Genomic DNA, 13,086 nt, shown 5'->3' with positions numbered 1-13,086 from the left:
CCGCCTGCCGGGGAACGTTCCGGCCGGGGCGTCGGCTAGCATCGGCTGCCATGTCCGTCCCGAAGGGGCGCCGCGCCGTGCTCGCCGGGATGCTCGCGCTGGCGGGCGCCGGGCTCGGCGGGGCGAGGCCCACGCCGCAGACGGCCCGCGACCTGTGGCCCGGCGCCGCCGAGGTGGTCCGGGGCGAGCGCTCCCTTGTCGTCGGCCACCGTGTCCCGCCCGCCGAACTGCGTGATCTCGCGGCCAGGGCCGACCGCGCCTGCCGTACGATCGCGCGGGTCTGGGGGCCGGTCAGGGCGGTGGTCGTGGTCCCCGCGACCGACGACGAGGCCGCGGAGCTCGCGGGGACGGCGCGGACCGGCGGGCTGGCCGCGCTGGCGACCGCGGACCGGGTGGTCGTGGTGCCGACGGGATACGCCAGGCTCAGCGAGACCGGCAGGGACGTGGTGATCACCCACGAGCTGACCCATCTGGCGACCGGCGCCACCAGGGGCGGGCGGGTCCCGATGTGGCTGTCGGAGGGGTTCGCCGACTACGTGGGCTACCGGGACGCGGGGATCGCCGTCAGGACCGTTGCGGCCGAGCTCGCGGCCGAGGTGCGCGCGGGCGTCCTGCCCACGGAGCTTCCCGGCGGGGACGGCTTCGCCCCCGGCGCCCCCAGACTCGCGCAGGCCTACGAGGAGGCCTGGCTCGCGTGCCGGTACGTCGCGGAGCGCTTCGGTGAGAAGGCGCTGGTGAGGCTTTACGGTAGCGATGTCGGCAGCACGCTGGGCCTGTCGCGCGCGGAGTTCACCGCCGCGTGGCGCGACCATCTCCGGAGGGAACTCTCATGACGCGGAGCGTGGAGGAGACACCGGCGCGGGAGCGGGGCGGGGCCAGGGGAGCGGGGATCGCGCTCGCCGTCCTGGGGGCGATCACGCTGGCGGTCGTGGCGTTCACCACGCCGTGGCGGGCGCTGCCCGAGGCGGCGCCGTACGTCGCGCCGGACCCGGCCCGTGACTTCACCCCGGCGCAGATCGCCAGGGCGGAGGCGTTCGACGCCGCGGTGAGCCTGCCGTCCTACCTGTCCCTGGGCCTGACGCTGGTCGTGGCCGGGGTGCTGGTCGCCACCCCGCTCGGCGCGCGGCTGCTGGGCCGCCTGCGGGGGCCGTGGTGGCTGCGGGCGCTGCTCGGCGTGCTGGTGATCTCCGTGGCCGTCGCGGTGCTGCGCTGGCCGTTCGGCATGTGGGCGGAGACCTATCTGCGCGAGTACGGCCTGTCCACCCAGACCTGGGCGTCGTGGTCGGCCGACCGGATCAAGAACACCGCGGTCGGCGCCGTGCTGACGGCGATCATGGTGGTCGCCGTGGTCGGGCTGGCCCGCCGCTACCGGCGGTGGTGGCTGCCCGCGGCGATCGGGGCCTTCGCGCTGACCATGCTCGCCTCCTTCGCCTACCCGGTGGTCGTCGAGCCCCTGTTCAACGACTTCAAGCCCATGGCCGCGGGGGAGTTGCGCTCCGGCCTGCTCGACATGGCGGCCAAGGACGGCGTCCCGGTCGAGGACGTGCTCGTGGCCGACGCCTCCCGGCGTACGACCGCGCTCAACGCCTACGTCTCGGGGTTCGGCGCGACCCGCAGGATCGTGGTCTACGACACGCTGCTGCGGGCCCCGGCCGACGAGGTCGAGCTGGTGGTGGCGCACGAGCTCGGCCACGCCAAGGCGGGCGACGTGCTGTACGGCACGCTCGTCGGCGCGCTCGGCGCCGCCTGCGGGGCCTGTCTGCTCTACCTGATCACCTCGGCCGGTCCGGTACGGCGTCGCACCGGCGTCCCCTCGGCCGCCGACCCCAGGGCGGTCGGGCTCCTGATGGGGCTGTTGAGTCTGGCGACCGTGCTGTCGGGCCCGGCGCAGAACGTGATCAGCAGGCACATCGAGGCCCGCGCCGACGCGCACGCGCTCGACCTGACACGGCGGCCCGAGACGTTCACGGCCATGCAGAAGCGGCTCGCGATCACCAACATTTCTGATTTGTCCCCAGATGTCATTGAATATCTGCTCTATGTGTCTCATCCCACGACACCGCAGCGCATCGCCATGGCCCGCTCCTGGGCCCTGCTGAACGGCGCCGGGGAACCGTGACCCGCACACTGATCGTCACCAACGACTTCCCGCCCAGGGCCGGGGGCATCCAGTCGTTCGTGCACGGCCTGGCCGCGGGCCGCCCGCCGGAGACGGTGGTGGTCTACGCCCCGAGCTGGCCGGGGGCCACGGCCTTCGACGCGCGGCAGCCGTACCCGGTCGTGCGTCACCCCACCTCCCTGATGCTGCCCACCCGGCAGGTCGCCCGCAGGGCCGCCCGGCTGGTGGCCGAGTTCAAGTGCGAGACGGTGGTCTTCGGGGCGGCGGCGCCGCTCGGCCTGCTCGCGCCCAGGATGCGCGCGGCCGGGGCGCGGCGGATCGTCATGCTCACCCACGGCCACGAGGCCGCCTGGGCCGCGGTCCCGGCCGTCGGAAGACTGCTGGCCAGGATCGGCGCGCACGCGGACACGGTGACCTACCTGGGGGAGTACACCCGGCGGCGCCTGGCCAGGGTGATCCCCCAGGACCGCCTGGTACGGCTCGCCCCCGGCGTCGACACCGGCCTGTTCCGCCCCGGCGCCGGGGGTGAGGCGGTCCGCGCCGCACTCGGCCTGCGGGGGCGTCCCGTCGTGGTCTGCCTGTCCAGGCTCGTGCCGCGCAAGGGCCAGGACGTCCTGCTGCGGGCCTGGCCCCGGGTGCTCGGCGCGGTTCCCGAGGCGGTCCTGCTGATCGTCGGCGGCGGCCCCTACCGGGGCGCGCTGGAACGCCTGGCCCGGCCCCTGGGCGGCTCGGTCATGATGACCGGCCCGGTCCCGTGGGCGTCGCTGCCCGGCTATCTCGACGCGGGAGACGTCTTCGCCATGCCGTGCCGTACGAGGCTGGGGGGTCTCGACGTGGAGGGGCTCGGCATCGTCTACCTGGAGGCCTCGGCGACCGGGCTGCCCGTGGTCGCGGGCTCCTCAGGCGGCGCCCCGGACGCGGTGCTGGACGGCGAGACGGGCCTGGTCGTCGACGGCTCCCGCCCGGAGGAGGTCGCCGGGGCACTGGTCCGCCTGCTCGGCGACCCGGCGCGGGCCAGGGAGATGGGGGAGCGCGGGCGCGCCTGGACCGAGCGGGAGTGGGACTGGAGCCACGTCACCGGCCGCTTCGCCCATCTGCTCGACGCCGGGCCCTGAGCGGCCGGGTCAGGCCGGATAGGCGTGGGTCTCGGTCGCCTTGACCGAGGCCCAGATCGACTGCCCGGGGGCCAGGCCCAGCTCGGCGACCGCGGCGGTGGTGACGTCGGCTGCGACGGGCAGCGGCCCCTCCAGGTGCACGCGGACGCTGTCGCCGTGGCGTTCCACGCCCTCGATCACGGCCCGCCACAGGTTGCGCGGACTCCCGTCGGGGCGGGTCCGGTACAGGGCGACCGCGGAGGGGGCGAACGCGACGAACGCCGGGCCCTCGACGGGTTCGGCCACGCTGAAGCGCACCCCGTCACCGGTGCCGACCGTGACGTGCGAGCCTGTCGCGACGCCGCGGTGGAGGTTGAGGCCGACCAGGCGGGCGACGTAGTCGGTGCGCGGGCGGCGGGCCACCTCGGCCGGGGTGCCCTCCTGCACGACCGTGCCGTCCTCGACGACGACCAGCAGGTCGGCCAGGACCATGGCGTCCAGCGGGTCGTGGGTGACCAGGACGGTCGCGCCGTCGAAGTCGGCCAGGTGGCGGCGCAGCCGGGAGCGGATCTCCAGCCGGGTGTGGGCGTCCAGCGCGGCCAGCGGCTCGTCCAGCAGCAGCAGGCGCGGCTCGGCGGCAAGGGCGCGGGCCAGGGCGACCCGCTGGGCCTGCCCGCCCGACAGGCGCCCCGGCCTGGTCGCCGCGTGCTCCTCAAGGCCGACCCGCCTCAGCCATTCGGCGGCCGTACGGCGTGCCCGCGCCCGGCCTGCTCCCTGGCAGCGCGGTCCGAAGGCGACGTTCTCCAGGGCGGAGAGGTGGGGGAAGAGCAGATAGTCCTGGAAGACCATGCCGACCGGGCGGTGTTCGGCCGGCAGCGTGTGCAGGGGGCGCCCGTCCAGGGTGATGTGGCCGTCGTCCATGGGGGTGAGCCCGGCCAGGGCGCGCAGCGCGGTCGTCTTGCCCGCGCCGTTCGGGCCGAGCAGCGCGACGACCTGGCCGGGGGCGACGGTCAGGCCGATGTCGAGGCGGAAGGAGGGCCTGGTGACGACGACGCGGGCCCGCAGGGTCATGGGGCCCTGCGGCCACCGCTCGCGCGGGCTCACGGCGTGCCCGTCCAGCGGTCACGCAGGCAGGCCAGGATGACCACGGAGACGGCCAGCAGGACGAGGCTGAGCACGACGGCCGCCTCGGGCTCGGTCTCCAGCGCCAGATAGACCGCCAACGGCATGGTCTGGGTCCTGCCGGGGAAGTTCCCGGCGAAGGTGATGGTCGCGCCGAACTCGCCGAGCGCGCGGGCCCAGCACAGTACGGCCCCGGCCAGCACGCCGGGGGCGACCAGCGGCAGGGTCACCCGGCGGAAGACGGTCAGCCGGGAGGCGCCCAGCGTGGCCGCGGCCTCCTCAAGACGCGTGTCGGCGGCGCGCAGCGCCCCCTCGACGCTGATGACCAGGAACGGCATGGCGACGAAGGCCTCGGCGACCACGACCCCGGCGGTGGTGAAGGGCAGGCTGACGCCGAGGGTCTCGTCGAGCCACCGGCCGGCCAGGCCGCGCCGTCCCAGCACCAGCAGCAGCGCGACCCCGCCGACCACCGGGGGCAGCACCAGGGGGACGGTGATCAGGGCGCGCAGCAGGCGCCGCCCGGGGAAGGAGACCCGCGCCAGCAGCCAGGCCAGCGGTACGCCGAGCAGCAGGCAGGCGAGCGTGGCCAGGGTCGCGGTCACCAGCGACAGGCGCAGCGCCTGCAGTACCTGGGGCTCGGCCAGCCGCGCGGCCATGGTCGGCCAGGGCGCGCGCAGCAGCAGCCCGGCCGGCGGCAGGACCAGGAAGACGACGCCCAGGAGGGCGGGCAGCAGCAGAAGCCAGGGCGGGCGGCCCCGGCTCCCGTATGTCCTGCTCCGGGAGCGTGTCACGGGATCAGGGGGCCTCGAAGCCCGCCCTGGTCAGCACGTCCCTGCCCCGGGGTGACAGCACCAGGTCGACGAACCTCCTGGCGAGGCCGGGGGCGGGTGCCTTGGTCAGCGTCGCGACGGGGTAGTCGTTGATCGCCTTGCCCGCCTCGGGGAAGCCGATGCCCCTGACCCCGCCCCCGGCGGCGATCACGTCGGTCCTGTAGACCAGGGCGGCGTCCACCTCGCCGAGTTCGACCTTGGTCAGGGTCGCCTTGACGTCCTGCTCCAGGGTGACCGGGGTGACCTTGAGGCCCGCGGCGTCGAGCGCCTTGGCGGCTGCGGCGCCGCACGGCACCTGAACGGCGCACAGGGCGACCTTGACCCCGGGGCCGGTGAGATCCTTCAGGTCGTCGACCTTGGCGGGGTTGTCCACGGGCACGGCGATCTGCAGCGTGTTGCGCACGAACGTGACCGGGGCCGCGGCCAGGGAGGCGTCGGTGACGGTCCTCATCGTGGCGGGACTGGCGGCGGCGAAGACGTCGGCGGGGGCGCCCTGGACGATCTGCTGGGCCAGCGTGGCGCTTGAGCCGAAGTTGAACCGCACCGTGGTGCCCGGGCTCTCGGCCTCGAAGACCCTGCCCAGCTCGGTGAACGTTCCGGTCAGCGACGCCGCGGCGAACACGGTCAGCGTCGTCGCCCCGCCGGAGGAGGTGTCCCGGGAGCCGCAGCCGGACAGGGCCGTCGTGAGCACGAGGGCGAGGGCGAGGACGGGGCGGAAGGTGGTCGGCCGCATGGGCAACGAGGTCTCCTTACTGACCCACCGTGCGAGCGGGATCGGCGATCTCCACGACGACGTTGGTGGACTTGATCACGGCGACCGCCACCACTCCCGCCTCCAGGCCGAGTTCGTCGGCGGCCTGGCGGCTCATCAGCGAAACCACCCGGTACGGCCCGGCGGCGATCTCCACCTGGGCCATCACCGAGTCCTTGATCACCTCGGTCACGATCCCGCGCAGGCGGTTGCGCGCCGAGGAGCGCCCGGAGCCGCCGCCCGTCTCGATCTGCGAGCGGGCGAAGGCGGCCAGGTCGGCCCCCTCGACCGTCCGGTGGCCGTTGCCGTCCCGGCGGGCGGCGAGCCTGCCGGCGTCGATCCACCTGCGGACGGTGTCGGGGCTGACCCCGAGCAGCGTGGCGGCTTCGCTGATCCGAAACGTCGTCACGAACAATCACCATACCTTCGCATATTCCAGGCACAAGAGCCGGGCTCTCTCGCAGGCACGTGACCAGAGGGCGTCCTGGTGCCGCATCCGCGACGCTCGGGGTGCGGGAATGTGAAAGCCGCGGTGACCTGGCCGGTCACCGCGGCGGAGAGAGGAGCGGTCAGGGGGTGTGCACGGCGCCGCCGTACAGGGCGTCGATCCGGTCGGCGAAGTCACGGGCGACCACGGCGCGCTTGATCTTCATCGAGGGGGTGACGTGCCCGCTCTCCTCGGTGAGGTCGATGTCGAGCACGGTGAACTTCTTGATCTGCTCGGCCTTCGAGACCGCCCTGTTGGCCTCGTCGACGGCCTTCTGCACCTCGGCGTGGATCGCCGGGTCGTGGCTGAGGTCGGCGACGCTCGCCCCCGCCCTGCCGTTGGCCGTCTTCCACCGGTCGAGCGCCTCCGGGTCGAGCGTCACCAGCGCCGCGACGAACGGCCTGCCGTCGCCGACCACCATCGCCTGGCTGACCAGGGGGTGGGCGCGGATGCGGTCCTCCATCGGCCCGGGGGAGACGTTCTTGCCCGCGGCGGTGACGATGATCTCCTTCTTGCGCCCGGTGATGCGCAGGTAGCCGTCCCGGTCGAGCTCGCCGACATCGCCGGTGTGGAACCAGCCGTCGGTGTCGACGACCTCGGCGGTCGCCTTCTCGTCGTTCCAGTAGCCGTTGAAGACGTGGCGGCCCTTGACCAGCACCTCACCGTCGTCGGCGATGCCGATCGTGACGCCGGGGAACGGCTTGCCGACGGTTCCGATCTTGTTGGCGCCCGGCTGGTTGACGGCAGAGGGCGCCGAGGTCTCGGTCAGGCCCCAGCCCTCGTAGACCTCGATGCCGACGCCCCTGAAGAAGTGCGAGAGCCGCTCACCCAGCGCCGAACCGCCGGAGACGGCCGCGGAGAGCCTGCCGCCGGTGGCCGCGCGGAGCTTGCCGTACACCAGCCTGTCGAACAGGGCGCGTCTGAGGTTGAGCCCGAACCCGGCGCCGCCCGCCGACTCGGCGCGGCTCCAGGCGATGGCCGTCGTGGCGGCGGCGTGGAAGATCTTCCCCTTGCCCTCCACGGTGGCCTTCAGCTCGGCGGCGTTGTAGACCTTCTCGAACACCCTGGGCACGCCCAGCAGGAACGTCGGCCTGAAGCCCCGCAGGTCGGGGGCGACGTTCTTCATGTTGGGGGAGTGAGCCAGGACCGTGCCCGTCTCCAGCAGCACGAGCTGGATCATTCGGGCGAAGACGTGCGCGAGCGGCAGGAAGAGCAACGCCGCGCTGTCGGCGGTGAACAGCGGTTCGAGCGGGCCCGCCGCGACGTTCCTCGCGGTGAACAGCAGGTTGTCGTGGGTCAGCGCGCAGCCCTTCGGGCGGCCCGTCGTGCCCGAGGTGTAGACGATGGTCGCCAGGTCGTTCCCGCCGCGCCCGCTCCTGCGCTCCTCGACCGTCCGCTCGTCCACCCCGGCGCCGTCCTCGGCCAGTTTGGCCAGGGCCCCGCCCTCGATGTTCCACACGTGGCCGAGCCCGGGAAGGTCGGCCGTGGCCTCGCGCACCGTCTCCTCGTGCGCGTCCAGCTCGACGAAGACCGCCCGCGCGCCGCTGTCGGAGAGGATCCACCTGACCTGGTCGGCCGAGGAGCTCTCGTAGATCGGCACGCCGACGGCCCCCGCCGTCCAGATCGCGTAGTCGATCACGGTCCACTCGTAGCGGGTCCGCGACATCAGGGCCACCCGGTCACCTGCCTCGACCCCGGCCGCCACCAGCCCCCTGGCCACCGCGAGGACCTGATCGCGGAACTCGCCCGCGGTCACGGCGACCCAGTCGTCGCCGGACTTGCGGCGCAGCGAGACCCTGCCGGGCTCCCGTTCGCCGCGCAGGAAGACCGTGTCGGTCAGGCTGGAGGAGAGGGGGACATCCACGAGCACGGGGACGCTGTACTCACGCACGGGTGACTCCAGAGGACGCGCGGTCGGCGGACGCCTGGAGGTCGTCACGGCGGATTCCTCACCAGGCGTTCCCGGGGGCGGTCTCACGGTATCAGCCCCGCCGGGCGTGACCTCCTGATCGATGTCCGGCCGTCCGTGTCGCGGCGCCCGAGACGGCATCCGGGACGGCGGGGCGCGGGCGACCTAGGATGGCGGAATGCGGGTCCACGTCGTCAGCGATGTACACGGAAGAGCGGACGCCCTGGCCCGCGCGGCGGACGGCGCCGACGCGCTGGTCTGCCTGGGAGACCTGATCCTGTTCGTCGACTACGCCGACCACTCCCAGGGCATCTTCCCCGAGCTGTTCGGCGCCGAGGCGGCGACGAGGCTCGTCGGGCTGCGGACGGCCCGCCGCTTCGACGAGGCCAGGCGGATGACGGCCGAGCTGTGGGCCTCGCTCGACGGTGATCCCGCCGACCACATCGAGCGCCTGGTGCGCGGGCAGTACGCCGAGATCTTCGCCGCGATGCCGACGCCCGCCTACATCACCCACGGCAACGTGGACGTGCCGCGTTACTGGCCGGACTACGTCCGGCACGGGCACCACGTGCTCGACGGGCAGAGCGTCGAGATCGGCGGCCTGCGCTTCGGCTTCGTCGGCGGTGGGCTGCGCACGCGGTACCGGACGCCGAACGAGATCGACGACGAGGAGTTCGCGCGCAAGGTCGAGGCGGTCGGCGAGGTGGACGTGCTGTGCTGTCACATCCCCCCGGCCATCCCCGAACTGCTCTACGACGTGGTCGCCCGGCGCTTCGAGCGGGGCAGCGAGGCCACCCTTGAGGCGATCAGGCGCACCCAGCCGCGCTACGCGCTCTTCGGCCACGTCCACCAGCCGCTGGCCGCCCGCACCCGCGTCGGCAGGACCGAGTGCCTCAACGTCGGGCACTTCCGCGGCAGGGGAGTGCCCTTCGCGCTTGAGTGGTGAGCCGGAGATCGTCGCGGAACGGTCGAAAGAGTACGGTGAACCCATGGCTGACCGCACCACCTCGAACATCGTCATCGCCGCAGACCGGCCCACTGTCATGAAGGCGATCGCCGACTTCCCGGCGTATCCCGAGTGGGCGGGACAGGTGAGAACGGCGCGCGTCCTGTCCACCGGGTCCGACGGCCTGCCGGAGACCGTCAGGTTCTCCCTGGACGCCGGGGTGATCAGCGACGAGTACACCCTCGGTTACGTCTGGCACGGGGACGAATCCGTCGATTGGAGTGTCACCGAGACGGGCAGGATGATCTCTGGGCTCACCGGGAGTTACCGCCTGACCGAGACGCGTGGCGGCACCGAGGTGACCTACGAGCTGGCGGTCGATCTCAAGGTTCCGATGATCGGCATGGTCAGGCGTAAGGCGGAGAAGGTCATCATCGACACCGCCCTGAGAGGGTTGAAGAAGCGCGTCGAGGGTTCCTGACCCAGGGGGAGGGTTCGTGACCAGGATCCTGCTGTTCACCGGCAAGGGTGGTGTCGGCAAGACGACCGCGGCGGCGGCGACCGCCGTACGGGCGGCAGGGGAGGGTCTGAAGACGATCGTGGTCTCGACCGACACCGCCCACTCGCTCGCCGACGCGCTCGGCGTCGACGCCAAGGGTGAGCCGGCCGAGGTCGTCCCCGGGCTCTACCTGCACCAGGTGGACACCCAGCGGGCGCTCGAACGCCAGTGGGGCGAGCTGCGCGACTACGCCAGGGGACTGTTCGCCGAACTCGGCCTCGACGAGATCACCGCCGAGGAGATCACGGTGCTGCCCGGCGCCGAGGAGGTCCTCGCCCTGCTGCAGCTGCGTGAGCACGCCCGCGCCGGGGCGTGGGACGTGGTCGTCGTCGACTGCGCGCCGACCGCCGAGACGCTCAGGCTGCTCGCCCTGCCGGAGGCCCTCGACTGGCACGTCAACCGGCTGCTGCCCGCGGGCAGGCGGCTGCTGCGCGCGGTCGCGCCGCTGGTGCGCAGGGTGGCCCAGGTCAGCGTCCCCGACGACCAGGTGATCGGAGCGGGGGAACGGTTCCACCGCGGCCTGCTGGAGGTCCGCGAGCTGCTCACCGGCCCCTCGGCCAGCGTCCGGCTCGTGCTCACCCCCGAGGCGGTCGTGCTCGCCGAGGCCCGCCGTACGCTCACCTCCCTCAGTCTGTACGGCTACCGCGTGGACGCGGTGATCGCCAACCGGGTCTTCCCGGGTGAGGGCGCCGACCCGTGGCGCAGCGGGTGGGTGCGGGCCCAGGCGGCGCGGCTGGCCGAGGTCGCCGAGTCCTTCGCCCCGCTGCCCGTGCACACGGTCCCCTACCTTGAGGCCGAGCCCGTCGGCCCCGCGGCCCTGGCCCGGGTCGCCGAGGCCATGTACGGCCAGGCCGATCCGTTCGCCCCGCCGCAGGGCGATCCGCCGCTGCGGATCACCCCGGAGGGAGAGCTCGTCCTGGCGCTGCCGCTGGCCGACAGGAGCCAGGTGAACGTGGCGCGCAAGGGCGACGAACTGATCGTCGACGCGGGCTTCCACCGCAGGGTTCTGGCGCTGCCCGCGGCCCTGGCGCGCAGAGCCGTACGGGAGGCGGTGCTCCGCGACGGCCTTCTCCGGGTACGGTTCGAGACGGGAGGGCCTGATGACTGAGAAGACCGAGAACACGACGACGGGAACCGGCGCCACGGGCGACGGCAGGGACCCGCTGGGCAACGCGGCCGAGGAGGCGTTCAAACTCTTCGAGACGATCCAGCAGAAGGCGGCCAAAGAGCTGCGCAAGGGCCTGGTCAAGGGCACGATCGGCGGGCTCGGCGGCGCCTTCACCGGTGGTTTCACCGGTGGCGGGAGAAGCCGGGACGTGTGGGAGGAGGCGGTCTCCGAGCACGACGAGTACATCTGCCGGGCCTGCCCCGTCTGCCGGGCGATGGCCGCGCAGCGCGAGGCGGGCGGCGCGGTCGTCGATCACCTGACGCAGGCGGGCAGTGAGCTCTTCGCCGCGTTCAGGTCGGCCGTCGACGGGCTTAACCGGCCCTCGCCGGGGCAGCGGGCGCGTGAGCGTGAGCGGGAGACCCCTGTGGAGCACATCGACCTGGGATGAGTCCGGGGAGAGAGGACGGGTAATGGCGCTGACCATCGGCGTTGACATCGGCGGCACCAAGATCGCGGCGGGCGTCGTGGACGAGGACGGCCGCATCGTCGAGCATCTCCTGCGGCCGACCCCGGCCACCGACCCCGAACGGGTCGCGGAGAGCATCGCCGAGGTGGTCGGGGAGCTGGCCGAGGGCCGGGAGGTCGAGGCCGTCGGGCTCGGCGCCGCGGGTTTCGTCGACGAGACGCGCTCCCTGGTGCGTTTCGCGCCCAACCTGGCCTGGCGCGAGGAGCCGCTGCAGAAGAAGGTCTCCGCCCTGGTCGGCCTGCCCGTCGTGGTGGAGAACGACGCCAACGCCATGGCGTGGGGCGAGGCGAGGTTCGGCGCGGGACGCGGCGAGAGCCATCTGGTGTGCGTCACGGTCGGCACCGGCATCGGCGGCGGCATCGTCTTCGACGGCGCGCTCTTCCGCGGCCGCTGGGGCATGGGAGCCGAGCTGGGCCACATGCAGGTCGTCCCCGAGGGCCGTCTGTGCGGCTGCGGCAACCTCGGCTGCTGGGAGCAGTACGCCAGCGGCAACGCCCTGGTCGCCGAGGCCAGGCTGATCGCCGGCGCCGATCCCGGCCGCGCCGCCACGCTGCTCGAACTCGCGGGCGGGACGCCGGAGCTGATCGAGGGCAGGTTCGTGACCGAGGCGGCCAGGAGGGGCGACGACGCCGCGCTCGCCGCCTTCTCCTCGATGGCCGACTGGCTGGCCCAGGGATTGTGCGACCTGACCGCGATCCTCGACCCCGGCTGCTTCGTCCTGGGCGGGGGCGTCTCGACCGCCGCCGACCTGTGGATCGACCGGGTCAGGGAGGCGTTCGCCGCCAACGTGACCGGCCGGGGGCACCGCCCGATCGCCGAGATCCGCCTGGCGGAGCTCGGCGCCTCCGCCGGGCTGGTCGGAGCCGCGGACCTGGCCAGGATCCGCTGAGGGAGCCGCCGACGGCGCCGCTCAGGATCGCCACCTACAACGTCCGTTCGATGAAGGACGACCAGGCCGCGCTCGGGCGGGTGATCACCGCCCTGCGCGCCGACGTGCTGTGCGTGCAGGAGGCGCCGAGGTTCTGGCGCTGGCGCCGCAGACGTGGGCGGCTGGCCGCCTCGGGAGGCATGTCCGTGGTCGCGGGCCGCCGCCTGGGCGGGGTGGCGGTGCTGACGGGCCCCGCCGTACGGCCGCTGCACGGGCGGGGGCGGCTGCTGCGGTTCTTTCCCGGCCTCGAACAGCGCGCGATCGCGATGGCCGTCGTGGAGTACGGCGGGCACCGGGTCGCGGTCGGCTCGGTCCACCTCGACCTCGACCCGGCCGCGAGGGCCCACCACGCGGGCCAGGCGCTCTCCATGCTCGGGGAGGTCGCCGAGCGCTTCGGCGCGCTGCCCGTGCTGGCCGGGGACGTCAACGAGGAGGCGGGGGAGCCGGCCTGGCGGCTCATCACGGAACGGCTGACCGACTGTTACCCGCTCGCGCCGCGCGGCGACGGCCTCACCTTCCCCTCGCGGGCGCCGCACGTGCGCATCGACGCGGTCTTCGCGGCGCCCGGGGCGCGGGTGGTCTCCTGCGGTGTGGCCGGGGCCGATCCCGGTGACCTGCGGCTGGCGACCGACCACCTGCCGGTGCTCGCGGAGCTGTCGTTCTCCGGCGAGAGACCCGGCTGAGGGGCGCGACGGGGCGCCGAGATC

At 73.5% G+C, this 13,086-nt stretch carries 14 protein-coding genes; 9 read left to right on the top strand and 5 right to left on the bottom strand.

Annotated elements, in window-relative coordinates; genetic code table 11:
- Positions 1-50: 50 nt before the first annotated feature.
- From ACFOYY_RS14505 to ACFOYY_RS14495, 3 genes are read left to right on the top strand one after another with little or no spacing between them, the layout of a single operon-like run.
- Positions 51-833: a hypothetical protein gene (locus ACFOYY_RS14505; protein ID WP_386190037.1), complete on the top strand. Its 783-nt coding sequence runs from the start codon at positions 51-53 to the stop codon at positions 831-833.
- A complete protein-coding gene (locus ACFOYY_RS14500; protein ID WP_352008854.1) occupies positions 830-2,119 on the top strand; it encodes a M48 family metallopeptidase in 1,290 nt (429 codons plus the stop codon). The genes ACFOYY_RS14505 and ACFOYY_RS14500 overlap by 4 nt, the downstream gene beginning before the upstream one ends.
- Positions 2,116-3,234 carry a glycosyltransferase family 4 protein gene (locus ACFOYY_RS14495; protein ID WP_386190036.1) on the top strand — a complete coding sequence of 373 codons (1,119 nt, stop codon included), beginning with the start codon at positions 2,116-2,118 and terminating at the stop codon, positions 3,232-3,234. The genes ACFOYY_RS14500 and ACFOYY_RS14495 overlap by 4 nt, the downstream gene beginning before the upstream one ends.
- 9 nt (positions 3,235-3,243) lie before the next feature.
- Here the strand turns inward: ACFOYY_RS14495 and ACFOYY_RS14490 are convergent, their stop codons facing one another.
- The 5 genes from ACFOYY_RS14490 to ACFOYY_RS14470 all read right to left on the bottom strand — a co-directional run bounded on the left by ACFOYY_RS14490 (position 3,244) and on the right by ACFOYY_RS14470 (position 8,294).
- A complete protein-coding gene (locus tag ACFOYY_RS14490; RefSeq protein ID WP_386190059.1) occupies positions 3,244-4,284 on the bottom strand; it encodes an ABC transporter ATP-binding protein in 1,041 nt (346 codons plus the stop codon).
- Positions 4,285-4,313: 29 nt separating this feature from the next.
- A complete protein-coding gene (locus ACFOYY_RS14485; RefSeq protein WP_386190035.1) occupies positions 4,314-5,126 on the bottom strand; it encodes an ABC transporter permease in 813 nt (270 codons plus the stop codon).
- A 4-nt stretch (positions 5,127-5,130) separates the two neighbouring features.
- Positions 5,131-5,898 carry a molybdate ABC transporter substrate-binding protein gene (gene modA / locus ACFOYY_RS14480; protein ID WP_386190034.1) on the bottom strand — a complete coding sequence of 256 codons (768 nt, stop codon included), beginning with the start codon at positions 5,896-5,898 and terminating at the stop codon, positions 5,131-5,133.
- Between the two features lie 16 nt (positions 5,899-5,914).
- A complete protein-coding gene (locus ACFOYY_RS14475; RefSeq protein WP_352008858.1) occupies positions 5,915-6,325 on the bottom strand; it encodes a TOBE domain-containing protein in 411 nt (136 codons plus the stop codon).
- 160 nt (positions 6,326-6,485) lie between these two features.
- Positions 6,486-8,294: an AMP-dependent synthetase/ligase gene (locus ACFOYY_RS14470; protein ID WP_362910512.1), complete on the bottom strand. Its 1,809-nt coding sequence runs from the start codon at positions 8,292-8,294 to the stop codon at positions 6,486-6,488.
- A gap of 196 nt (positions 8,295-8,490) precedes the next feature.
- Here ACFOYY_RS14470 and ACFOYY_RS14465 point away from each other — a divergent pair, with 196 nt between their 5' ends.
- The 6 genes from ACFOYY_RS14465 to ACFOYY_RS14440 are packed head-to-tail and all read left to right on the top strand — an operon-like array spanning position 8,491 to position 13,062.
- The gene (locus ACFOYY_RS14465) at positions 8,491-9,258 is read left to right on the top strand and encodes a metallophosphoesterase family protein (protein ID WP_352008860.1); all 768 of its coding nucleotides are present in this window, start codon (positions 8,491-8,493) and stop codon (positions 9,256-9,258) included.
- A gap of 43 nt (positions 9,259-9,301) precedes the next feature.
- On the top strand, positions 9,302-9,739 hold the full coding sequence (locus ACFOYY_RS14460; RefSeq protein WP_386190033.1) for an SRPBCC family protein: 438 nt from the start codon (positions 9,302-9,304) through the stop codon (positions 9,737-9,739).
- A gap of 16 nt (positions 9,740-9,755) precedes the next feature.
- Complete coding sequence (locus ACFOYY_RS14455; protein WP_352008862.1) at positions 9,756-10,925, top strand: ArsA family ATPase; 1,170 nt, start codon at positions 9,756-9,758, stop codon at positions 10,923-10,925.
- Positions 10,918-11,373: a DUF5304 family protein gene (locus ACFOYY_RS14450; protein WP_352008863.1), complete on the top strand. Its 456-nt coding sequence runs from the start codon at positions 10,918-10,920 to the stop codon at positions 11,371-11,373. The genes ACFOYY_RS14455 and ACFOYY_RS14450 overlap by 8 nt, the downstream gene beginning before the upstream one ends.
- 22 nt (positions 11,374-11,395) lie before the next feature.
- On the top strand, positions 11,396-12,340 hold the full coding sequence (locus ACFOYY_RS14445) for an ROK family glucokinase (protein WP_352008864.1): 945 nt from the start codon (positions 11,396-11,398) through the stop codon (positions 12,338-12,340).
- Between the two features lie 50 nt (positions 12,341-12,390).
- Entirely contained in the window at positions 12,391-13,062 is a 672-nt protein-coding gene (locus ACFOYY_RS14440; protein ID WP_386190032.1) for an endonuclease/exonuclease/phosphatase family protein, read from the top strand.
- Positions 13,063-13,086 lie beyond the last annotated feature (24 nt).

The organism is Streptosporangium jomthongense (assembly GCF_042650425.1).
Taxonomy (GTDB): Bacteria; Actinomycetota; Actinomycetes; order Streptosporangiales; family Streptosporangiaceae; genus Streptosporangium.
This window is presented reverse-complemented; position numbering and strand designations above follow the sequence as displayed.

Coding starts and splice junctions, on each gene's coding strand:
- ACFOYY_RS14505 (WP_386190037.1), top strand. CDS start 51: ATGTCCGTCCCGAAGGGGCGCCGCGCCGTGCTCGCCGGGATGCTCGCG.
- ACFOYY_RS14500 (WP_352008854.1), top strand. CDS start 830: ATGACGCGGAGCGTGGAGGAGACACCGGCGCGGGAGCGGGGCGGGGCC.
- ACFOYY_RS14490 (WP_386190059.1), bottom strand. CDS start 4,284: ATGACCCTGCGGGCCCGCGTCGTCGTCACCAGGCCCTCCTTCCGCCTC.
- modA (WP_386190034.1), bottom strand. CDS start 5,898: ATGCGGCCGACCACCTTCCGCCCCGTCCTCGCCCTCGCCCTCGTGCTC.
- ACFOYY_RS14465 (WP_352008860.1), top strand. CDS start 8,491: ATGCGGGTCCACGTCGTCAGCGATGTACACGGAAGAGCGGACGCCCTG.
- ACFOYY_RS14460 (WP_386190033.1), top strand. CDS start 9,302: ATGGCTGACCGCACCACCTCGAACATCGTCATCGCCGCAGACCGGCCC.
- ACFOYY_RS14450 (WP_352008863.1), top strand. CDS start 10,918: ATGACTGAGAAGACCGAGAACACGACGACGGGAACCGGCGCCACGGGC.
- ACFOYY_RS14445 (WP_352008864.1), top strand. CDS start 11,396: ATGGCGCTGACCATCGGCGTTGACATCGGCGGCACCAAGATCGCGGCG.
- ACFOYY_RS14440 (WP_386190032.1), top strand. CDS start 12,391: ATGAAGGACGACCAGGCCGCGCTCGGGCGGGTGATCACCGCCCTGCGC.